29 protein-coding genes and 1 pseudogene are annotated in these 20,914 nt (G+C 35.6%); 28 read left to right on the top strand and 2 right to left on the bottom strand.

The annotated features are described in order from the left end of the window. The first annotated feature begins 40 nt into the window (after positions 1-40). The 8 genes from UZ34_06080 to UZ34_06045 are packed head-to-tail and all read left to right on the top strand — an operon-like array spanning position 41 to position 6,028. Positions 41-1,414 (top strand): hypothetical protein, encoded by a 1,374-nt coding sequence (locus UZ34_06080; protein ID AKO64913.1) that lies wholly within the window; start codon positions 41-43, stop codon positions 1,412-1,414. Further along, entirely contained in the window at positions 1,401-1,874 is a 474-nt protein-coding gene (locus UZ34_06075; protein AKO64912.1) for a single-stranded DNA-binding protein, read from the top strand. The genes UZ34_06080 and UZ34_06075 overlap by 14 nt, the downstream gene beginning before the upstream one ends. Before the next feature lie 8 nt (positions 1,875-1,882). Beyond that, positions 1,883-2,137 carry a hypothetical protein gene (locus tag UZ34_06070; protein ID AKO64911.1) on the top strand — a complete coding sequence of 85 codons (255 nt, stop codon included), beginning with the start codon at positions 1,883-1,885 and terminating at the stop codon, positions 2,135-2,137. Continuing rightward, entirely contained in the window at positions 2,130-2,750 is a 621-nt protein-coding gene (locus tag UZ34_06065; GenBank protein AKO64910.1) for a membrane protein, read from the top strand. Before UZ34_06070 ends, UZ34_06065 begins: the two co-directional genes overlap by 8 nt. Before the next feature lie 2 nt (positions 2,751-2,752). After that, positions 2,753-4,543 (top strand): aspartyl-tRNA synthetase, encoded by a 1,791-nt coding sequence (locus UZ34_06060; protein ID AKO64909.1) that lies wholly within the window; start codon positions 2,753-2,755, stop codon positions 4,541-4,543. Positions 4,544-4,552: 9 nt separating this feature from the next. Beyond that, positions 4,553-4,933 carry a diguanylate cyclase gene (locus UZ34_06055; GenBank protein AKO64908.1) on the top strand — a complete coding sequence of 127 codons (381 nt, stop codon included), beginning with the start codon at positions 4,553-4,555 and terminating at the stop codon, positions 4,931-4,933. 7 nt (positions 4,934-4,940) lie between these two features. After that, entirely contained in the window at positions 4,941-5,612 is a 672-nt protein-coding gene (locus UZ34_06050) for a glycosyltransferase (protein AKO65185.1), read from the top strand. Continuing rightward, positions 5,609-6,028, top strand: coding sequence for a secondary thiamine-phosphate synthase enzyme (locus UZ34_06045; GenBank protein ID AKO64907.1), 420 nt, complete (start codon positions 5,609-5,611; stop codon positions 6,026-6,028). Before UZ34_06050 ends, UZ34_06045 begins: the two co-directional genes overlap by 4 nt. Here the strand turns inward: UZ34_06045 and UZ34_06040 are convergent. Beyond that, entirely contained in the window at positions 6,025-6,456 is a 432-nt protein-coding gene (locus UZ34_06040) for a histidine kinase (protein AKO64906.1), read from the bottom strand. The genes UZ34_06045 and UZ34_06040 overlap by 4 nt on opposite strands. Before the next feature lie 51 nt (positions 6,457-6,507). Here UZ34_06040 and UZ34_06035 point away from each other — a divergent pair, with 51 nt between their 5' ends. From UZ34_06035 to UZ34_05945, 19 genes and pseudogenes are all read left to right on the top strand, one after another. Next, positions 6,508-7,401, top strand: coding sequence for a hypothetical protein (locus UZ34_06035; GenBank protein ID AKO64905.1), 894 nt, complete (start codon positions 6,508-6,510; stop codon positions 7,399-7,401). Positions 7,402-7,435: 34 nt separating this feature from the next. Then, positions 7,436-8,161, top strand: a complete 726-nt coding sequence (locus tag UZ34_06030) for a hypothetical protein (protein ID AKO64904.1) — start codon at positions 7,436-7,438, stop codon at positions 8,159-8,161. Position 8,162: 1 nt separating this feature from the next. Further along, complete coding sequence (locus UZ34_06025) at positions 8,163-8,690, top strand: crossover junction endodeoxyribonuclease RuvC (protein ID AKO64903.1); 528 nt, start codon at positions 8,163-8,165, stop codon at positions 8,688-8,690. Next, the gene (locus UZ34_06020; protein ID AKO64902.1) at positions 8,687-9,256 is read left to right on the top strand and encodes an ATP-dependent DNA helicase RuvA; all 570 of its coding nucleotides are present in this window, start codon (positions 8,687-8,689) and stop codon (positions 9,254-9,256) included. The genes UZ34_06025 and UZ34_06020 overlap by 4 nt, the downstream gene beginning before the upstream one ends. 2 nt (positions 9,257-9,258) lie before the next feature. Further along, positions 9,259-10,287, top strand: coding sequence for an ATP-dependent DNA helicase RuvB (locus tag UZ34_06015; protein AKO64901.1), 1,029 nt, complete (start codon positions 9,259-9,261; stop codon positions 10,285-10,287). Continuing rightward, positions 10,281-10,688 (top strand): 4-hydroxybenzoyl-CoA thioesterase, encoded by a 408-nt coding sequence (locus UZ34_06010; protein ID AKO64900.1) that lies wholly within the window; start codon positions 10,281-10,283, stop codon positions 10,686-10,688. Before UZ34_06015 ends, UZ34_06010 begins: the two co-directional genes overlap by 7 nt. Continuing rightward, positions 10,688-11,359 carry a protein tolQ gene (locus UZ34_06005; protein AKO64899.1) on the top strand — a complete coding sequence of 224 codons (672 nt, stop codon included), beginning with the start codon at positions 10,688-10,690 and terminating at the stop codon, positions 11,357-11,359. Before UZ34_06010 ends, UZ34_06005 begins: the two co-directional genes overlap by 1 nt. Further along, a complete protein-coding gene (locus tag UZ34_06000; protein AKO64898.1) occupies positions 11,359-11,745 on the top strand; it encodes a biopolymer transporter ExbD in 387 nt (128 codons plus the stop codon). Before UZ34_06005 ends, UZ34_06000 begins: the two co-directional genes overlap by 1 nt. A gap of 11 nt (positions 11,746-11,756) precedes the next feature. Next, a complete protein-coding gene (locus tag UZ34_05995; GenBank protein AKO64897.1) occupies positions 11,757-12,578 on the top strand; it encodes a hypothetical protein in 822 nt (273 codons plus the stop codon). Continuing rightward, positions 12,575-13,852, top strand: coding sequence for a hypothetical protein (locus UZ34_05990; protein AKO64896.1), 1,278 nt, complete (start codon positions 12,575-12,577; stop codon positions 13,850-13,852). The genes UZ34_05995 and UZ34_05990 overlap by 4 nt, the downstream gene beginning before the upstream one ends. A gap of 15 nt (positions 13,853-13,867) precedes the next feature. Continuing rightward, complete coding sequence (locus UZ34_05985) at positions 13,868-14,365, top strand: hypothetical protein (protein ID AKO64895.1); 498 nt, start codon at positions 13,868-13,870, stop codon at positions 14,363-14,365. Positions 14,366-14,951: 586 nt separating this feature from the next. Next, positions 14,952-15,347 (top strand): annotated as a pseudogene (locus tag UZ34_05980) (hypothetical protein). A 9-nt stretch (positions 15,348-15,356) separates the two neighbouring features. After that, positions 15,357-15,995: a 7-carboxy-7-deazaguanine synthase gene (locus UZ34_05975; GenBank protein AKO64894.1), complete on the top strand. Its 639-nt coding sequence runs from the start codon at positions 15,357-15,359 to the stop codon at positions 15,993-15,995. After that, complete coding sequence (locus UZ34_05970; protein AKO64893.1) at positions 15,988-16,671, top strand: 7-cyano-7-deazaguanine synthase; 684 nt, start codon at positions 15,988-15,990, stop codon at positions 16,669-16,671. Before UZ34_05975 ends, UZ34_05970 begins: the two co-directional genes overlap by 8 nt. An 81-nt stretch (positions 16,672-16,752) precedes the next feature. Continuing rightward, a complete protein-coding gene (locus UZ34_05965) occupies positions 16,753-17,193 on the top strand; it encodes a 30S ribosomal protein S16 (protein ID AKO64892.1) in 441 nt (146 codons plus the stop codon). A 21-nt stretch (positions 17,194-17,214) separates the two neighbouring features. Then, the gene (locus tag UZ34_05960; GenBank protein AKO65184.1) at positions 17,215-17,694 is read left to right on the top strand and encodes a hypothetical protein; all 480 of its coding nucleotides are present in this window, start codon (positions 17,215-17,217) and stop codon (positions 17,692-17,694) included. After that, the gene (gene trmD / locus UZ34_05955) at positions 17,694-18,467 is read left to right on the top strand and encodes a tRNA (guanine-N1)-methyltransferase (protein ID AKO64891.1); all 774 of its coding nucleotides are present in this window, start codon (positions 17,694-17,696) and stop codon (positions 18,465-18,467) included. The genes UZ34_05960 and trmD overlap by 1 nt, the downstream gene beginning before the upstream one ends. A 2-nt stretch (positions 18,468-18,469) precedes the next feature. Then, a complete protein-coding gene (locus UZ34_05950; GenBank protein ID AKO64890.1) occupies positions 18,470-18,985 on the top strand; it encodes a 50S ribosomal protein L19 in 516 nt (171 codons plus the stop codon). A 67-nt stretch (positions 18,986-19,052) separates the two neighbouring features. Then, positions 19,053-19,949 carry a tyrosine recombinase XerD gene (locus UZ34_05945; GenBank protein ID AKO64889.1) on the top strand — a complete coding sequence of 299 codons (897 nt, stop codon included), beginning with the start codon at positions 19,053-19,055 and terminating at the stop codon, positions 19,947-19,949. Here the strand turns inward: UZ34_05945 and UZ34_05940 are convergent. After that, positions 19,946-20,299, bottom strand: coding sequence for a hypothetical protein (locus tag UZ34_05940; protein AKO64888.1), 354 nt, complete (start codon positions 20,297-20,299; stop codon positions 19,946-19,948). The genes UZ34_05945 and UZ34_05940 overlap by 4 nt on opposite strands. A gap of 28 nt (positions 20,300-20,327) precedes the next feature. Between UZ34_05940 and UZ34_05935 the strand changes: the two genes are divergently transcribed. Next, entirely contained in the window at positions 20,328-20,912 is a 585-nt protein-coding gene (locus UZ34_05935; protein ID AKO64887.1) for an acyl-phosphate glycerol 3-phosphate acyltransferase, read from the top strand. Positions 20,913-20,914: the final 2 nt, after the last annotated feature.

Raw genomic sequence — 20,914 nt, 5'->3', positions numbered from 1 at the left:
TATACGAGAAATTTATTATTTATGTAATACATACTTCAAGATGACTTCGTTTGAAATCAAATCAACACTAGGTATCGCATTCATTTACATGTTGAGGATGCTTGGTTTGTTTATTGTTCTGCCAATCATGTCAATCTATTTATCCGGGTTAGGTGCTGGAGCCTCAACATTTTTAATTGGCCTGACATTTGGTATTTATGGATTAACTCAAGCATTATTTCAAATTCCATTTGGAATATTGTCGGATCGCTTTGGAAGAAAGAAAATAATTGTTATTGGTTTATGTATTTTCTTTATAGGTTCGCTTGTCATTTTTTTCTCAGAGTCATTGATAATGATTGCTTTGGGTCGAGCCCTTCAAGGGGCTGGGGCAATATCAGCTGTTCTTTTAGCATTACTTGCTGATTTAACTACTGACAAAGCCCGAACAAAATCCATGGCAATTATTGGAGCATCCATTGGCCTGACTTTTGGAATATCAATTGTACTTTCACCCATTCTTAATACCTATCTGGGCTTTCAAAATATATTTATGCTAATTGCAATTCTGTCATTAATCGCAATGGCAGTCGTTATTTATTACATTCCAAACCCTATAAGATATTCAAGGAATGAAAGAATTGATTACCCTATAAAAAAAATTATTTTTGATAAAGTTTTTTTGAAACTTGATTATGGAATTTTTGCTTTACATGCATCTCAAATTATTATGTTTATGATGATTCCATTGATGCTTAATGGGATCGGTTATCCGATTAAATACCATTGGCAAATTTATTTACCTGTCTTTGTTTTATCCATGCTTGCCATCATTCCAATGATAATTTTATCTTCTAAGAAAAAGATGTTGAGAAGCTTTTTTTTAATTAATGTGTTTCTACTTATTTTTGTGCAGTACCTCTTTATGAATTGGTCGGATAGCAAACAATCTATCATGATCACTTTATTAATATATTTTATTGCTTTTAATTTTTTAGAGGCAACCTTACCAAGTTTAATCAGTAGGCTCTCACCAAAAAATTTAAAAGGTTTGGTTCTCGGCGCTTATAATACATCCCAGTCTTTGGGAATTTTTGTTGGAGGAATTTTAGGTGGATTTATTGCTACACAATATAACGACCAGGCTATTTTTATCTTAAGTGGTATTCTTTTGGCTTTTTGGTTGGCCTTGATGATTAGATTCATCTTTCCCTCTAGCAAAAATGATAAGGTAATAAAACTCAAACCTGAATTTTTTAACCAATCTGACAAATCAAAAAATATGATTTTTAGTAAGATTCAAAGCTTAGATTTTGTTGATGAAGCCTTAATTTTCCCTATCGAAAGCTATATAATTATAAAATTAAAAAATAATGAAAATTTTGATAACAATAAAGTTATGAAAATTTTAGGAGAAAAAAATGCCATCAGTTAATAAGGTTATTCTTATGGGTAACTTAGGAAGAGATCCTGAAGTTAGATTTATGCCTAACGGAGATGCGGTGTGTAATTTCAGCATAGCCACCACCGACTCTTGGAAAGATAAAGCCGGGGAAAGGCAAGAAAAAACAGAATGGCACAATATCGTTATGTATAGACGGTTAGCGGAAATTGCCGGGGAGTACCTAAAAAAAGGACGACCAGTCTATCTTGAAGGTCGATTACAAACAAGAAAATGGCAAACCAAAGAAGGTCAGGATCGATATACCACTGAGGTGATTGCTGATTCGATGCAAATGCTTGGAGGAAGAGATGGTGCGCCTGCTCAAGAATCTCAAACAAGCGCTCAGCCAGATACTAAGAATGAGTTTGATCAAACCCCCCCTCGAAACAATCAATCAGGATCATCACACAGTAGTTCATTTGATGAGTTTGAAGACGATATTCCATTTTAGAGAAAAAAATGCCGATCTACGAGTACAAATGTTCTAGCTGCTCTCATTCTGATGATCTTTTTTTAAAGCTTTCAGAGGCCGGTATAAAAAACTGTCCCGCATGTAATAAAGAAACTTTTGAAAAAATGTTATCTGCTCCTGCATTTAAACTAAATGGATCGGGCTGGTATGAGACAGATTTTAAAAAACCTGTAACAAAAACAGAAGTGAAATCAACTGCTCCTGAGGCTTCGGTAAAGACGGATAACCAAAAAAATGTTTAAAAAAAATATCCTTACTGGACTTATTGTCCTTATTCCTCTTGTTTTGACCTTCTGGGTCATATATTCTTTGGCACATTTTCTTGATCAGGTGGTTTTGTTTTTACCATACGAATATCAACCCAATCAGTTAATTGGATTCAATATTCCTGGGGTTGGAGTGATTTTAACGGTGGCTTCAATTTTCGTAGTAGGTTTGATTGCAAATAACTTTTTTGGGAAAAGATTAATTTCCTTGTATGAAGTTATCCTCGATAAACTTCCTTTCGTTAAATCCATTTATGGAGGAATCAAACAAGTTTCAGATACTTTGTTTTCTAATAACTCTAATGCATTTTCAAAGGCAGTTTTAATTGAGTTTCCCGATGCCAAAAATTATACCTTTGCCTTTATTACTGGCGATACCGATGAGAAAATAGCAAAAATTTTAAAGGGTAAATATGTGAATGTTTATGTTCCCACAACACCTAATCCAACCTCAGGATATACATTAATGGTGCCAAGAAATAAAATTAAGGAAATTGATGTCTCCGTAGACCAAGCCTTAAAATATGTAATTTCCATGGGAGTTGTGCCTCCCAAATCTAAATCACGTTCAATCAAAGCTAAGAGATAATTATTATGAGAACTTTATATTGTGGGCATGTGAATGCATCCCATATTGATCAAGAAATATATTTATGTGGATGGGCTCATCGCAGAAGGGATCATGGCGGTGTAATTTTCATTGATTTAAGAGACAGGGAGGGCCTGGCCCAAATCGTGATTGATCCAGACACACCAGAAGCATTTAAAATTGCTGAAACTGTTAGAAGTGAATTTGTCTTAAAAGTGATGTGCAAGGTTCGTAAACGTCCAGAGGGAACAGTCAATAAAAATATACCAACTGGCGAAGTTGAAATGCTTGTCTCTAAAATAGAAATCATCAACTCATCCTTAACACCACCTTTTGTCATTGATGATGAAAATATTACCGAGACTATCCGCTTAGAAAATCGCTTCATTGACTTGCGACGTGATCAGATGCAAAAAAATTTAAAGGTACGTTATGAGATCACTAAGAGCGTTCGTCAATCTTTAGATGAAGATAATTTCATAGAGATTGAAACACCGATATTAACCAGAAGCACTCCTGAGGGTGCGAGAGATTATCTTGTGCCATCACGAGTTCATCATGGAGAATTTTTTGCTCTACCTCAGTCTCCCCAACTATTTAAACAATTATTGATGGTTTCTGGTTTTGATCGATATTTTCAAATTGCTAAATGTTTTCGGGATGAAGATTTAAGAGCAGATAGACAGCCTGAGTTCACCCAAATTGACATCGAGGCATCATTTGTTGAAGAGGAAGATGTAAAAAATATTGCTGCAAAGTTAACAAAAAAAGTATTTAAAGATGTGCTAAATGTTGACCTGCCAGAAAAATTTCAGGAAATAACCTACAAAGAGGCGATGACGAGGTATGGATCCGACAAGCCTGATTTACGTGTTAATTTAGAGCTCATTGAATTAACTGAGGATATGAAAGATGTCGACTTTAAGGTCTTTTCTACTCCAGCGAATTCAACCAGTGGTCGCGTCGCTGCCCTAAAAATTCCATCTGGAGCAGATATGTCAAGATCAGAAATTGATCAATACACGGAATTCGTCAAGATATATGGGGCTAAGGGATTAGCATATATAAAAATTAATGATGTGACCAAGCTAAATGAAGAAGGGCTCCAAAGCCCAATTGTTAAAAACATCCATGAAAAAGCATTGAAAGCAATTATCGAGAAAACAAAAGCTGAAAATGGAGATTTGATCTTTTTTGGCGCGGATAAAGAAAAAATTGTGAATGAAGCTCTAGGAGCCCTAAGAGAAAAAATTGGTCACGATCGTAAAATATTGACGGGCGATGATTGGTCAATTCTATGGGTGGTTGATTTCCCAATGTTCGAATTTAATGAAGATGAAGATCGTTGGGACGCATTGCATCATCCGTTTACTTCTCCGAAAGATGGTCATGAAAAATTACTTGCCTCTGATCCAGGAGCATGTCTGTCAAAGGCTTATGATCTTGTTATTAATGGTTGGGAAGTTGGCGGGGGCTCAATTCGTATTCATGATCAGTCTGTTCAATCACAAGTATTTTCAGCATTAAATATTTCTAAAGAGGAGGCAAATGAAAAATTTGGTTTCCTTCTAGATGCACTTCAATACGGAGCACCTCCTCATGGTGGATTGGCATTTGGCTTAGATCGTTTAACCACGTTGTTAGTTGGAGCAGAGTCCATTAGAGATGTGATTGCATTTCCTAAAACTCAAAGAGCTCAGTGTTTATTAACATCAGCACCGAATGAGGTTGATGAAAAACAGTTAAGAGAGTTGCACATTCGTGTTCGTAATCAAAATGTTTCAACCAGTTAATTTTTAAATATGATTGAAGGAATTAATCATTACAACTTAAGGGCTGATGAAGAAACCATTGAAGTTTTAAAAGATTTTTATATCGAAATCGTTGGCTTAAAGTTAGGCTATCGTCCACCATTTAATAATGGGGGCTATTGGTTATATGCAAATCAAAAAGATATATTACATTTAAGTTTTTCAAAAAATGGTATCGTTAATGAGTTAAATGTGAATTCCACATTCGACCATATGGCATTTACATGTCAAGATGAGAATATGTATATTGACCTTCTAACTAAAAAAAATATTAAGTTTTCAATTCGTGAGATACCCGAAATTGGAACTCGTCAAATTTTTTTCAAAGATCCAGCTGGGAATGGTATAGAGCTAATCTTTCCCAATAACTAAGATGTCGATGATTAATGTATATGTTGGATATGATGAAAGAGAAGCAATTGCTTACCATGTCTTTTGTCATTCAGTGATTAAAAATACCTCGATTCCAGTAAAAATTACACCATTAGTTTTAAGTCAATTAAAAGAATTTAATGAAACTCATCAGGATCGCAGTAATGATTTTGTTTACTCTCGATTTTTAACTCCTTATTTGAATGAATTCAATGGGTGGGCAATTTTTGCTGATGGAGATATGATTTGCCAAGCTGATTTAAAAGAGTTGATAGGTATGGCTGATCCCAATAAAGCTCTCATGGTGGTAAAGCATGATTATCAAACTAAGGCATCAATTAAATATTTAGGAAACATTAATGAAAATTATCCTAGAAAAAACTGGTCTAGTGTCATCTTGTGGAATTGTTCTCATCCAAAACATAAAATTTTAACCCCTGAGTTTGTTTCGAACCAGACTGGTAAATTTTTGCATCGGTTTAGTTGGTTGGATGACAATGACATTGGTGAGCTTCCTGTTGAATGGAATTGGTTGGCGTGTGAGTATGAAAAAAATGCAGATGCAAAATTAATTCATTACACCCTTGGTACTCCTTGTTTCAAAGATTTTAGAGATACTGATATGGCTGAGATTTGGTATGATTATTATGAATCAGCAAAAAAAGGATTTGATCAATGAAAAGCTACAGAAAAGAATTGTGGTTTAATGCTCCTGAAAGAATGCATTTTACCAACATCACTCATGAGATTAGAGAATGCTTAGCCGAAAGCGGTATTAGTGAAGGATTCGTTTTAGTTAATGCAATGCATATCACCGCGAGTGTTTTTATCAATGATGACGAATCAGGTCTGCACAGCGACTATAAAAAGTGGTTAGAAAAACTAGCCCCACATGAGCCCGTCAGTGGTTATCGTCATAATGATACGGGTGAGGATAATGCAGATGCCCATATGAAAAGGCAAGTAATGGGTAGAGAAGTCGTTGTTGCTGTGACGGATGGAAATTTAGACTTCGGTCCTTGGGAACAAATTTTTTATGGTGAGTTTGATGGGCGCAGAAAGAAAAGAGTGTTGGTCAAAATTATTGGTGACTAGCTTTTAATAAAGCTTTCTAGCTGGTCAATTAAAAACTTTTGATGTGTAATGGTTTCTTTAGCTAAATCACCTAGAGACAACATCCCAACCACTTTTTTATTTTCTACAACCGGAAGATGGCGTATATGATTTTCTGTCATTATTTCTAAACCTTTGTCATAGGTATCGTTAGCATAAATAGTAATCACATCTTTTGTCATGACCTCCCTAATCAAACATTCTTTTGAGGATTTACCTTTTAATACAATTTCTCTGGCATAGTCTCTCTCGGAAATAATGCCAAGCAGCTTATTTTTTTGCATTACCAGCAAAGCCCCTATTTTATATTCCGCCATGATAATTAATGCATCAATGACTGGCCTATCAGGCTCAACAGAAAGAATGTCATTGTGTTTTTTATCATTTAATATTTGCTGTGCTGTTTTCATAATGCATAATTAATAAATTCAGAAAATCTAGAATAACAAATTTTATAAAACATGCAAAATTCTTTTAAATTGAGACTTCTGCCAATTTTAAGTGTTGTTTTAATGACTTTTTTTTGGGGTTATAACTGGGTGGTGATGAAACAAGCGGTTCAATTAGTTGGGCCTTGGGAATTTGCGTTTATAAGAAACTTTTTTGGCGCCTTAATACTGTTGGTGCTTTTAGTATTCATGCAGAAATCATTAAAAATTATAAATTTTAAGTTTGTTTTTTTAATTGGCATGTTTCAGATGATTGGGTTCACTGTTCTGGTTTTAGCTGCTCTAGTTCATGGCGGAACAGCAAAAACATCCGTCCTAACCTTTACGATGCCAATATGGGCTAATTTGCTTGCTCTCTACTTTTTAAAGGAGAAAATGACAAATAAACAAATTTTAGCAATTGCTGTCAGTTTGATTGGATTGATACTCATATTTGATCCTGTCCACAAAAATGCAGATTTTAACAGCATGTTAATTGCGATCAGCGCAGGTTTTTTTTGGGGTTGTGGGGTGATCAGTGTCAAAAAATATAATGAAAAATATCCTCAAGTTGAGTTGTTAAATCTGACTGCCTGGCAAATGTTATTGGGCTCTTTACCTATTTTTATTGTTATTCTTGCAAAAGGTATAGAAATTTATGAGATCAATCCATATTTTTGGAAGGCTTCGCTTTATAACATTATTTTTTGCAATGCTTTGGCTTGGTTATTGTGGAATTACGGAGTCAAAAATTTAAAAACTGGGGAGGTATCGACTATTTCATTACTGGCTCCAGTCATCGGTTCATTGGCAGCATTTCTTGAACTTCATGAGGCATTAAAAATAAATGAAGGTATTGGATTGATAATGATCTTATGTGGAGTGTTATTTACGATTCTTTTGGCTTCACGTGAAGGCTCAAAATGATAAAATATAGAATAAATAATTATTAGGAAAACTTATGGCAGGACATTCCAAGTGGGCAAATATTCAGCATCGTAAAGGGCGCCAGGATGCTAAAAGAGGAAAGATATTCACGAAATTAATTAAAGAAATTACTGTTTCAGCAAGGATGAGTGGCGGTGACCCAAATTTCAATCCAAGATTACGTGCTGCTATAGCGGCAGCAAAAGATGAAAATATGCCTGCAGAAAATATTACAAGAGCTATCAAAAGAGGAACGGGTGAACTCGAGGGTGTTAATTACGAGGAAATTCGTTATGAAGGTTATGGAATTAATGGCGCAGCGATTATTGTTGATTGTTTAACAGATAATAAGAATAGGGCTGTCGCTGATGTACGCCATGCTTTTTCTAAGAATGGTGGAAATTTAGGTACGGATGGTTGCGTCGCTTTCATGTTTAAACATTGTGGCAGTATTTTTTTTGCTCCAGAATCTAATGAAGAAGAGATTATGGAGAAAGCGATTGACCTCGGTGCTGAGGATGTTGAAATTAATGAGGATGGTTCCATTGAGGTGATTACTCCACCCAATGATTTTTTAACTATTAAAGAAGCATTTGAAAAAGAAAATTTAAAATTCGAGATGGCCGAATTAACAATGAAAGCAGATAACGAGGTGGAGTTATCTGGAGACGAGGGTACAAAAATGCAAAAAATTCTCGATGTACTTGATGATCTTGATGATGTGCAAGAGGTATACACCAACGCAGTAATCGAGAACTAATTTGACCTCAACTAGGGTAATTGGAATTGACCCAGGATTAAGAATCACGGGATATGGCATAGTTGATTGTGAAAATAAAAAAACAACTTACATTACAAGTGGCGTCATTAAGACAACCTCGGAAAAACTATCCTACCCTGAAAGATTAAAAATAATTTTTGATGAAGTCTCAGAGATTGTCTCTAAACACCAGCCTAATCAAATGTGCATCGAAAAGACTTTTGTAAATATGAATGCAAATAGCTCTTTGGCATTAGGACAGGCTCGAGGGGTGGCCATGGCAGCAGGAATTCAACACCAGCTGCAAATATATGAATATACCGCTCTGCAAATTAAAAAGTCTGTGGTGGGAAATGGCCACGCTGAAAAAATTCAAGTGCAATCCATGGTGCAAAAACTATTAAATCTTCCAGAGGTCCTGGGCCCAGATTCTTCGGATGCACTTGCCTGCGTATTGTGTCACAATCAAGTCATGCAAATTAACCAAGATAATTCCCCAATTAATTTTAAAGGTGGTCGAATTTTATGATCGGGAGTATTCGCGGAATTTTAATTGATAAGTCACCTCCCTGGATTCAAGTTGATTGTGGTGGCATTGGCTATGAAATTGAAGTCCCCATGTCGACTTATTATCATCTACCAGAGTTGCAATCTGATATTTTTCTTCATGTTCACATGGTAGTTCGTGAAGATGCTCAGTTGTTGTTCGGGTTTCTTACCAAAGAGGAAAAATCATCCTTTAAAAGCTTAATTAAAATTAACGGCATTGGAGCTAAAGTTGCCCTCTCAATTTTAAGTGGTGTATCCATGGATCAATTTTCTAACGCCATTGAACAACAAGATGTGTCTCTTCTCGTAAAAATTCCTGGTATCGGCAGAAAGACTGCGGAAAGGTTAATTGTTGAATTAAAGGACAAACAAGATCTGAAGCTACAACAGTCATCTCAGCATTCAAAAAATTTAACTGATATTATGGACGCTTTAGAGGCGCTTGGATATTCTAAAAGCGATATCCAAAAAGTCATTAAAAATTTCAATGAAGATATTAATGTGAATGAGGGAATCAAACAAGCATTACAATGGCTGTCTAGTTAATCATGATTGAAGAAGATCGTTTTATTGCTACCACACCGAAAGAGAATGAGGAGATTCTCGAAAAATCGCTTCGTCCTGCAGATCTTGATGAATATGTTGGCCAAGAAAAAATCAGAGATCAGTTAGAAATTTTTATTAAAGCTGCTCAGCAAAGAGGTGAAGCACTAGATCATGTGCTTTTGTTTGGACCACCAGGTTTAGGGAAAACCACCTTATCTCATATTATTGCCCGTGAAATGAATGTCGGATTAAAACAAACATCTGGACCTGTGTTGGAAAAAGCTGGAGATCTAGCAGCACTTCTCACCAATCTTGAGCCCAATGATGTTTTATTTATTGATGAGATTCATCGGTTGTCACCGATTATTGAAGAAATTTTATATCCTGCGATGGAAGATAACCATCTTGATATTATGATTGGGGACGGGCCGTCAGCTCGCTCAGTGAAATTGGACTTGCCTCCATTTACCCTAGTAGGTGCAACGACTCGTGCAGGAATGCTTACCAACCCTCTTCGAGATCGTTTTGGAATAGTTTCTCGTTTGGAATTTTACTCGCAGGATGAGTTAATCAAAATTGTAAAAAGATCAGCAAAGTTGCTTGATATTTTTATTGATGACTCAGGCGCAGTAGAAATTGCTAAAAGATCACGAGGAACACCAAGAATTGCTAATCGTTTATTACGACGTGTGAGAGATTATGCCTCGGTTAAAGCAGACGGAAATGTTAATGATAAAACAGCCGACGCTGCCTTAAAAATGTTAGATGTAGATAAAATTGGTTTAGATAACATGGACCGCGCATTACTGTTAGCAATCATTGAAAAATTTAAAGGAGGGCCAGTTGGCCTGGATAATTTAGCGGCTGCGATCGGTGAAGAAAAAGAAACGATTGAAGATGTAATTGAGCCCTATTTAATTCAGCAAGGTTACTTGATGAGAACTCCTAAAGGAAGAATAGCTACAGATCTCAGTTTGAAACATTTTAATATTCAAATTGATCAATCGAGTAATACAAAAAATTTATGGTAGGACGGATTCATCACTGGCCAATAAGAATATATTATGAAGACACCGATAGTGGGGGCGTGGTTTACCATTCCAATTATTTAAAATTTATGGAGCGAGCCAGAACGGAGTGGTTAAGAGATTTTGAAATTGACCAGAAAGCGTTAAAAGATAATCTAAACTTAATGTTTGTTGTTCATGAAATTGATATAAAATTTATGAGACCCGCTGTTTTTAATGATGAAATAGAGGTTCAAACAAAATTGGATAAATTGGGATCAGTGAAAATTGAGCTTGAGCAAAAGATTTTTCGCTCATCTGAGCTTTTAATTGAATCTCGAGTTGTTGTTGCATCAGTTAACTCCATTTCGATGAAGCCGATGCGAATCCCAAATGAAATAAAATTATTAATGGAGAATAAATAATGAGCCTAGGTGGTGATCTTTCCTTTTTATCCTTGGTAATGGGAGCAAGCATTCCTGTTCAATTAGTGATGTTAATCTTAATTGCTGCCTCTGTTTTTTCGTGGAAATATATTTTTATAAAAATAAAAACAATCAAAAATGCAGAAGTGCACGCTACAGAATTTGAAAAATATTTTTGGGCAGGAGCTCAGCTTAAGCAGCTCTATGAGTCTGCGAGCCATTCTTCAAATAATGTTGGCGGATTAAAATCAATTTTTTTTGCTGGCTATAAGGAATTTATAGCGAGTACAAAAGATCAAAAATTAGACAAACAAAGTAAAGAAAGTATTCGGCGAGCTATGCAAGTTGCATATAATCGTGAGCTTGATTCCCTTGAAAGACATCTTCCATTTTTAGCTAGTGTTGGATCTGTAAGTCCTTATATTGGTTTGTTTGGAACAGTATGGGGCATTATGAATTCTTTTATTGGTCTTTCTAATGTCGCTCAATCTACCTTAGCTCAAGTTGCTCCAGGCATTGCTGAAGCATTGATCGCAACGGCCATTGGTTTATTTGCTGCAATCCCAGCGGTAATTGCATACAACAGATTTGCAGCCAAGGTGGATCGATTGGCTATTCGTTATGAGAGTTTTATGGAGGAATTTATTAATAACGTGGATCGCAGAGCGTAATGAAAAAACGTCGCTTAATGAACAATATCAATGTGGTTCCATATATTGATGTAATGTTGGTGTTATTGGTGATTTTTATGGTTACAGCACCGATGACTAATCCTGGAGTGGTTGAATTACCTCGTGTGGGCCAAGATTTAAAACAACAAAATACCCCAATCACAGTATCTGTCAAAAAAGATGGCAGTCTTGAGATGGAAGGAAAAAAAATCAAAGCGGATGCATTGTTGATTAAATTAAATCAAAAGCTTGAAAAAAATCCAGAGCTATCTGTCGTGATTGCAGCAGACAAAAAGACGCAATATGAGAATGTGGTCACGGTTATGGATTTATTGAAACAAAATCAGATCCATAAAGTGGGCTTATTACTTAAACCAGAAAAGTAATTGATACATAAATGAATTACGATGAAAATATAAATTTACAGTCAAATTTATTTTCTTTACTTATTCACCTGTCTATTTTTTTTGTCATGATTTTTACTGTGCAATGGTCTCCGCAATATCCTTATTTTGGTGAAATAGAATTATGGGAAGCTGTCCCCACAGTGAAAGAACAAGCTCAAACACCACCAAAACCAAAACAGGTCAAGCCTGCAAAAGCTGAAAAATCAATTCCCAAGGTGAATCAACAAATTAAAGATACTCAAGCTGAAATTAACCTTAAGAAGAAAAAAGAAAAAGAGCTAGCAGAAAAAAAGAAACAAGAACAAATTAAGAAAGTACAACAAGAGCTTCTAAAACAAGAGCAGATCAAACAACTCCAGGACCAATTACTTCAGCAAGAGAAATTAGAAAAATTACAAAAAGAGTTATTAGAACAAGATGCTCAAAATGCTGAACAAGAAATTATTTCAGAGGATAAAAAGAAATCGGAAAGAATTGCGATACAAGCAGATCAAGATATGGAAGCTGGTAAAAATAAATCAGTGATTGATAAATATAAGGCGTTAATTCAGCAAAAAATACAACAGAATGTAAATAATAATTTATGTGGTTTGGATTATTTAAGCTTAAGCTTTGAAATTACATTATTACCATCAGGGGAGCTTTTAAATGATCCAGTCTTGAAAAACTCAAGTGGAAATTTAAGCTGCGATGAAGCCGTCGAAAGAGCAATATATCAATCTGAACCACTACCAGTACCAACAGACCCAAAAATTTTTACCAAACTTAAAAAAATTAAATTAAAATTTTATCCAAACGGACAGCCTCAATGAAAAAACTTGCTTTCTTATTTATTACGCTATTTTATTTAACTCCTCTTCCCGCCATCGAGGTGATTGATATTTTGGGTGGCAAAGCCAATGAATTATCAGTGGCGGTCATTCCATTTCAAGACGACTTGATTGAAAATGAAAAAAATCAAATTCACAATGTGATTAAATCTGACCTTTCGCGATCGGGTTTTTTTAGAGTGATTGATATCGGCGGTGTTAATAAACTGCCAACTTCCCTAAACGATGTAGATTACAGTTTTTGGTCAGGCCTGCAAACTGAGCTCTTAGTCATTGGTCGTGTGCAGCGAGGTGATGATCAAATTAAAGTGGTCTATGAACTGATTGATGTATTTAAAGAGAAAATGATGGTGTCCTCTGAATATTCAGGAAACATAAAACAAGACCGTCAGATTGGACATCAAATCTCAAATGTAATTTATGAAAAGATTACAGGAAGTAAGGGCGTATTTCATACCAAGATTGGATTTGTACAAAAGATAAATAACAATAAATATCAGCTTAATGTCTCTGACATGGATGGGTTTAATAAAAAGGCAATCGTCACCTCTAACCAGCCAATTATTTCAACTCGCTGGTCTCCAGATGGAGAAAAAATAGCTTACGTGTCATTTGAAAAAAAGAAACCTGTTATTTATGTACAAAATTTAAAAAATGGTGAAAGACAGTTGGTTGCAAATTTCAAAGGGAATAACAGCGCCCCAGCATGGTCACCTGATAATAAACAACTCGCTATTGTATTGACCTACAATAACTTTTCCCAGATTTATGTCATGAATGCAGATGGTACAAATATCAAACGATTGATGAGGAGTCGATCTATTGATACCGAGCCGACTTGGGCTCCGGATGGTAAATCAATTTTTTTTGTATCAGATAGAGGAGGTGGTCCGCAAATCTACAAAATTGATTTAAAAACTGAACAAATAAGGAGGGTTACCTTTGAGGGGAAATATAATGTCAGTCCTCAACTATCTCCAGACGGAAAATTACTCACTTTTATTACAAACGATAACGGTGCATTTAAAGTGGGTGTTCAAAACTTAATTTCTAATCAAGTCATGAAATTAACTCAGGGAAGAAATGATGAGGCCCCTGTTTTCAGTCCTAATGGACATATGGTACTATACACACATAAGGATTCAGAAAAAGAAACATCACTTTCAACTGTTTCTTTAAATGGTTTTAAAACTCAGGTGATCAATACGGATTCAGTGAGAAATTATGAAGCCACCTGGTCCCCAATTGATTTTTAATGAAAGGATAAATCAATGAAAAAATTAGTATTCGCAGGACTTACTTTAGCTATTCTTGCGGGCTGTAGCTCAACTCCTTTGGAAGACGCTGAGGCCCCATCTGACGCAAAAGCAGGGGTAGCATCTGATCAAACAGAAACTGATAACCTTGGCCTAGATAAATTAAGATCTGATAGCCTATTAACACAAAGAAGTATCTATTTTGATTTTGATAAGTTTGAAGTTAAACCTGAGTACTTGGATATTGTAAATGCTCACGCACAATATGCTGCCGATCATCCTGCGGCTAAAATGACACTAAAAGGACATGCCGACCATAGAGGCTCTCATGAATACAACCTCGCACTAGGTCAAAAGCGATCAGTGTCAGTGAAAGATGTGATGAATACTTCAGGAGCTAGTGATGGACAAATCGAAACTGTAAGTTACGGTGAAGAGGAAGCGAATCAAAATTGCCAAGGTAATGAGTGTTCACAAGATCGACGTGTCGATATTAGCTACGAAGTAGAATAATTTTTTACTTTGTAGATTTATGAAAAGAATACTATGGGCTGGTTTATTAATTTTATCTTTTAATTCTTATGCTTTCCTTGAAGATGAGGAAGCAAGAGAAAAAATTAACGACCTGCAAAGCCAGCTCAATTCTTTAAAAACTGATCAATTAAATTCTCTAGAAGAGAAAGTGATTGATCTTCAGCAAATTCTTCAGGGCGGAAGCCTGCAACAATTCAATACCAAAATCAACGAAATATTTGATGATATTGCCAAGATTAGAGGTGATGTCGAAGTATTACAGTTTAATTTTGATAGCTTCCAAGACCGTCAAAAGATAAATTATCAAGATATCGAAAGTCGATTTATTCAAATCGAAGAAGAATTAAATTCAATCAAAAATAATTCCAATACTGAACAAGAAGTAATTAAAGAAAAGACAGAAGATTTAAAGAGTGCAGACACTCAAGCAAAAGATCAAGAAAATTTAACCCCTTCTATTGAATCTATCCAAAATGATATCGAGCAGAATTTAGAAAATAAAGACCAGCCAGCAACTGATGATGATTCTGAAAATATTGTAGAAAGCGACAATTTACCTCCTTTGATTGATGAGGAACAAGAACAAAATATGTTTAGTGATGCTGAAGGGCTAATGACTTCAACAAAATATAAAGAGGCATTTGAATTATTTGATCGGTTTGTAACTGCTTATCCTAATTCTCAGCGAGCTGTTGAGGCAAAGAAAAATATTGGTTACATACAATTTGCACTAAAGAATTACAAGGCCTCATTGAGCACCTATGACAAGTTGATTGCCAATCACCCTGATCATGAGCTGATGCCAGAAATTTTATATGGAAAAGCTAATACAGAAATACAATTGACTCGGATTACCAAGGCAAAGCAAACCTTAAGAAGAATCATTAAAGAATACCCAAATGCTTCCAATATCGAGAGCGCTAAGAAAAGATTAAAAGCTCTTGAATCAATTAAGCTTTAAAACAAGATTATGTCAACATTAAGAATCAATGAGATTTTTTATTCGATTCAGGGCGAGTCATCCCGAATTGGAATGCCGACGGTCTTTGTCAGATTGACAGGTTGCCCCATGCGATGCACTTATTGTGATACGGCGTACGCATTTCATGAGGGTCAACAACAAGAAATTGAAGAAGTAATTCAAGAAATAAAAAAGTTTGATACCAATTATGTGACTGTTACTGGCGGCGAACCTTTGGCGCAAAAAAACTGTATAGACTTAATGAACCAATTGTGTGAATTAGGATATCAAGTTTCTTTAGAGACTGGAGGGGCTTTAGATATCAAAGATGTTCACGCAAAAGTTAAAATTATCTTGGATGTAAAAACTCCTAAATCTAATGAAGATAAAAATAATTTTTGGCCAAATTTAGCAAATATTAGAGCAAATGATGAAATTAAATTTGTGATTCAAGATTATGAGGATTTTTCTTGGTCGATTGATATCATTGAAAAATATCAGCTCAATCAAAGCCAGATTCTCTTTTCTCCTGTACATAATGTTCTTGCAAATAAACAACTGGCGGAGTGGATTTTAAAGCACCAACTAAATGTGAGGTTGCAACTGCAACTGCATAAAATATTATGGGGAGAAAAAAAAGGTGTCTAAAAAAGCCATTGTATTATTATCAGGCGGGTTGGATTCCTTAACAACACTTGCCATTGCTCAAAATGATGGATTTGATTGCTATGGATTACATATAATTTATGGTCAACGTCATTCCTCTGAAACAATGGCCGCAAGAAATATTGCAAAAATATATAATCTTGCTGAATATCGTGAAATTAATGTGGATATGAGTTGGCTCAAATCCTCGGCTTTAACTAATCACGATATAACTATTCCGGAAGAAAGGTCTGAGGGCATTCCAGTGACATATGTTCCAGCGAGAAATACCATTATGATGTCATTTGCCGCAGCTTGGGCTGAATCCTTGGCAATAAGTCATTTATTTCTGGGGGTCAATGCAGTTGATTACTCAGGCTACCCTGATTGTCGGCCAGAATTCATAGACGCTTTCAAAAAAATGGTCAATCTTGGTACTAAGGCAGCCATAGAAGGCACCCCATTCAATATCCATACCCCTCTCATTGGGTTAACAAAAGATGAAATTATTGCAAAAGGCAGTAATTTAGGCGTTGATTATTCAATGAGTATTTCATGTTATCAGGCCGATCAAAATGGCAATGCATGTGGTAAATGTGATTCTTGTTACCTCAGACGCCAAGGATTTGAAAAAGCAGGCATTAAAGATCCAACACCCTATCAAAATGTCATTAATTAATTTTCAAGAAAACTTGCCAAAACACCCAAAAATAGCGTAAAATCCACCCCTTTTCTGTTTAAAATTTTTTAGAGATTATTTATGGTTATTATTAGATTATCAAGAAGCGGTTCAAAGAAGAAACCTTATTACAACGTAGTGGTTCAAGACTCACGCAAACGAAGAGACGGTCGTTTTATTGAGCGTGTTGGCTTCTACAACCCAATGGCACAATCTGGAGCTGAAAGTTTAAGGCTTGATCAGGAAAGAATTGCTTATTGGAAAGATAATGGAGCTCAAATTTCAGAGACAATGTCTAGAATTATCAAGTTGCAAGCGAAAGGCCCGGCTGGTCTTGAAGCAATGAAACAAAAAGATTTGAAAAAAGCTGAAGCTAAAAAAGCAAAAAAAGCTGCTGAAAAAGCTGCAGCTGCAGAGCCTGTAGCTGAGGAAGCTGCTCCTTCTGAGGAAGCTGCTCCTGCTGAGGAAGCTGCTCCTGCTGAGGAAGCTGCTCCTGCTGAGGAAGCGCCTAAAGAAGAATAATTGTTGGAAAACCTAGTCATCATAGGAAAAATTATTTCTGCCTATGGGATTAAGGGTTGGGTAAAGATAAGACCATTTACTGAAACAGCTAAAAATTTTATACAGTACAAAACACAGTTTTTATCAAGAAATCAAAAAGATTGGAACCGTGTTGAAATTAAAGAAATAAAGATTCAAGGTCAGGATGTCATAGCTGATATTGGATTAACAGATCGAGACCAATCCATCTCGCATAAAGGATATTTCTTAGCAATTGAAAGGGATCAGCTCCCCCAATTGCCTGAAGATGAGTTTTATTGGGATGATCTGATAGGTTTAAAAGTGATTGATGTTGACCGTGAAGATTTGGGTAAAGTGGTTGGTCTGATTGAAACTGGTGCCAATGATGTGTTGGTAGTTTCAGGAGATAGAGAAAGACTAATACCCTACATTCCACAAGTAATTAAAAGAGTGGATACTCACAATCAGCTCATAGAGGTTGACTGGGATAAGGAATTTTAATGATTACATTTGATGTCATTTCAATAATGCCTCAAATGTTTGAAGTAGTTAAATCTGACGGTGTGGTCAGTAGAGCATTGAAAGATTCCAAGGTTAATTTAAATCTGTGGAATCCTCGTGATTATGTAAATGATGTTCATCACACTATTGATGACCGACCTTATGGTGGTGGTCCAGGAATGGTAATGATGATTGAACCTCTTGTGAAAACCATAAGAGACATCAAAAAAAATCATGAAAACAAGAATGTACATAACTCAAAAGTGATATATTTGAGCCCTAAAGGAAAGAGGCTTGATCAGAAAAAACTAATTGAGTTATCAAAGATAGATAATATGATTTTAATCTCGGGTCGATACGAGGGTATAGATCAAAGAGTGATAGATCATTATGTGGATGAAGAAATCTCCATTGGAGATTTTGTGACAACAGGCGGAGAATTACCGGCTATGGTTTTAATTGATTCGTTATCCAGGATAATTCCTGGAGTGTTAAATAACAACGAATCCTTTGAGGACGATTCTTTCTACAAAGGACTTCTCGATCATGCTCAGTACACTCGACCTGAAGTTTTTGAGAATTTAAAGGTACCAGATGTATTATTGTCTGGAGATCATAATCTGATATCAAGGTGGCGAAAAAAAACTGCTTTGTTAGAAACTTTTAAAAAAAGACCTGACTTAATAAATGTTCAGGAATTAACAATAGAAGAATCTGGGCTGCTCCAGGAAGCTTTGAGTGAGCAGGAACAAGATTTGAAAAAGAGGAAATAGATATGACAAACATTATTCAAACTATCGAAAAAGAAGAAATTGCTCGTCTTGGCAAAAAAATTCCTAAGTTTGCTCCTGGTGATACCGTTGCTGTTGGTGTAAACGTTGTTGAGGGAGACCGAAAAAGAGTACAGGTTTTTGAGGGTGTTGTAATTGCCAGAAAAAATAGAGGGCTTAACTCATCTTTTATCGTTAGAAAAATTTCATCTGGAGAGGGTGTTGAGAGAACATTCCAACTTCACTCACCATTAATCGATTCAATTGAAGTTAAACGACGTGGTAATGTTCGTCGTGCAAAACTATTCTATCTAAGAGAACGTTCTGGTAAGTCTGCGCGTATTAAAGAAAGACTAAAAGCACGTGAAACGGATTCACAGTTTGAAGCAATTCCTGAAGTAGAACTGGCTGAAGCACCAGCTCAAGATGCAGCTCCGGCTGAAGCACCAGCTCAAGATGCAGCTCCGGCTGAAGCACCAGCTCAAGATGCAGCTCCGGCTGAAGACAAGAAAGATGCTTAATTAAATCTTAAAACAAAATGAAAAGCCCCTACTTGGGGCTTTTTTTATGCCATAATTAATTTCAATTATGAATGAAGCATCTAAAGAATTACCTTTAATTGTTGATCAATTTATAAATAGCTTATGGTTAGAGGATGGCTTATCAAAAAATACATTAGATAGCTATCGTTATGATTTAAAGCAACTAGCCATCTGGTATTCTAATCGCGACATTACTCATATTACAAAAAGTGAAATTCAAGAATATTTGGCTTATCGTTTTCCATTGTCAAAATCACGAAGTATCGCACGTCTATTGGCTTGTTTACGGAGGTTTTATAGATATTTGGTAAGAGAAAATATTATTCATGAGGATCCTACATTAATGATTGAGGCTCCTAAACCTTCAAAAGCACTCCCAAAAAGTTTAAATGAAAATGAGGTTGAGGAACTTCTTAATGCACCTAATATATCTGATGATCAGGGTTTACGAGATCGAGCCATGTTGGAATTATTGTATGCATGTGGCTTAAGAGTCAGCGAATTAATCACCATTATGGTCACTGAAGTTTCTTTAAATGATGGCGTGATCAGAATAACAGGCAAAGGGGAGAAAACTAGACTAGTTCCTATGGGCGAGGAGGCTTCTCACTGGATTGAGCAATACCTTAAATCTTCGCGAGACAATCTTTTAAAAGAGAAAAAATCAAAGTACCTTTTTGTAACTTTGAGAGGTGCTGCTATGACTCGTCAAGCCTTTTGGTACTTAATTAAAAGGTATGCAGTTGCATCAGGGATAAAGCATGCAATTTCTCCACATGTGTTAAGGCATGCCTTTGCCACACATTTGTTGAATCATGGCGCAGATTTGAGAGTCGTACAAATGTTGTTAGGCCATAGCGATATATCGACTACGCAAATATATACTCATGTGGCCCGCGAGAGATTGAAAGATTTACATCAAAAACATCACCCAAGAGGTTAAATCGATCGATTAAGAATGATGCCAACGAAATCAGCATCAGGAATTATTTTTTTCTTTGATATTTTCAAGGTAAGAGACTGGGCAGGAAAGTTTTGAAGAATTTGAGATGCTATTTTTTCTCCAAAACTTTCAAGTAAGATATCTTTATTTTCTGTAGCCAGTAATTTAATTAATTCAATTATAGAGCTATAGTCAATAGTGTCTTCTAAATTATCCGAATTGAAGGCATCATTTTTTTTAAGAATAATATTCAAATCAATGTAAAGATTTTGTGGAATAGCTCTTTCCCAATCTGGTACTCCAATAATAATCGGAACAACAAGATTGGATATGAAAATTTGATTATTCATCTGAATAGCAATCCCTTATAATTTAAATATGATTAATTTTATCTGCATTATTTTAGCTTATTTTATAGGATCCATTTCGTTTGGAATTTTATTAAGCAAGATTTTTAAAATTCAAGATCCACGAAGTTTTGGCTCAAAAAATCCAGGAGCGACAAATGTCATGAGGTCGGGAAAAAAATTAGCTGCACTATTAACACTTCTGGGTGACATGCTCAAAGGGACAATTGTTGTTTTGATCGCAAAATTTTATTTAAATATTAATTATGATCAAGTGTTACTTATTGCAGCGGCAGTTTTTTTAGGACATCTGTTTCCTGTCTACCATCAATTTAGGGGTGGTAAGGGGGTAGCTACCGCTTTGGGAGTCTTATTAGCAATTGATATTCATGTTGCAATCTTAGTGCTAATCATTTGGCTAGTTATTTTTTTGGTAAGTCGCATTTCCTCTTTGTCTGCCATCACTGCAGCATTATGTTTACCTTTGATGGCTTTTTTCATGAATGTTGATCAGAGTTTTTTATGGCTTAGTCTCTTTTTAAGTGTCTTATTAATTTACCGCCATAAAGAGAACATTAAAAATCTAATTGAAAAAAAAGAATCCAATTTTAAATAGGA

It is taken from the genome of Methylophilales bacterium MBRSF5, from assembly GCA_001044335.1.
Taxonomy (GTDB): Bacteria; Pseudomonadota; Gammaproteobacteria; order Burkholderiales; family Methylophilaceae; genus BACL14.
The sequence above is the reverse complement of the archived record's forward strand: the minus strand, read 5'-3'. Positions and strand labels throughout refer to the sequence as shown.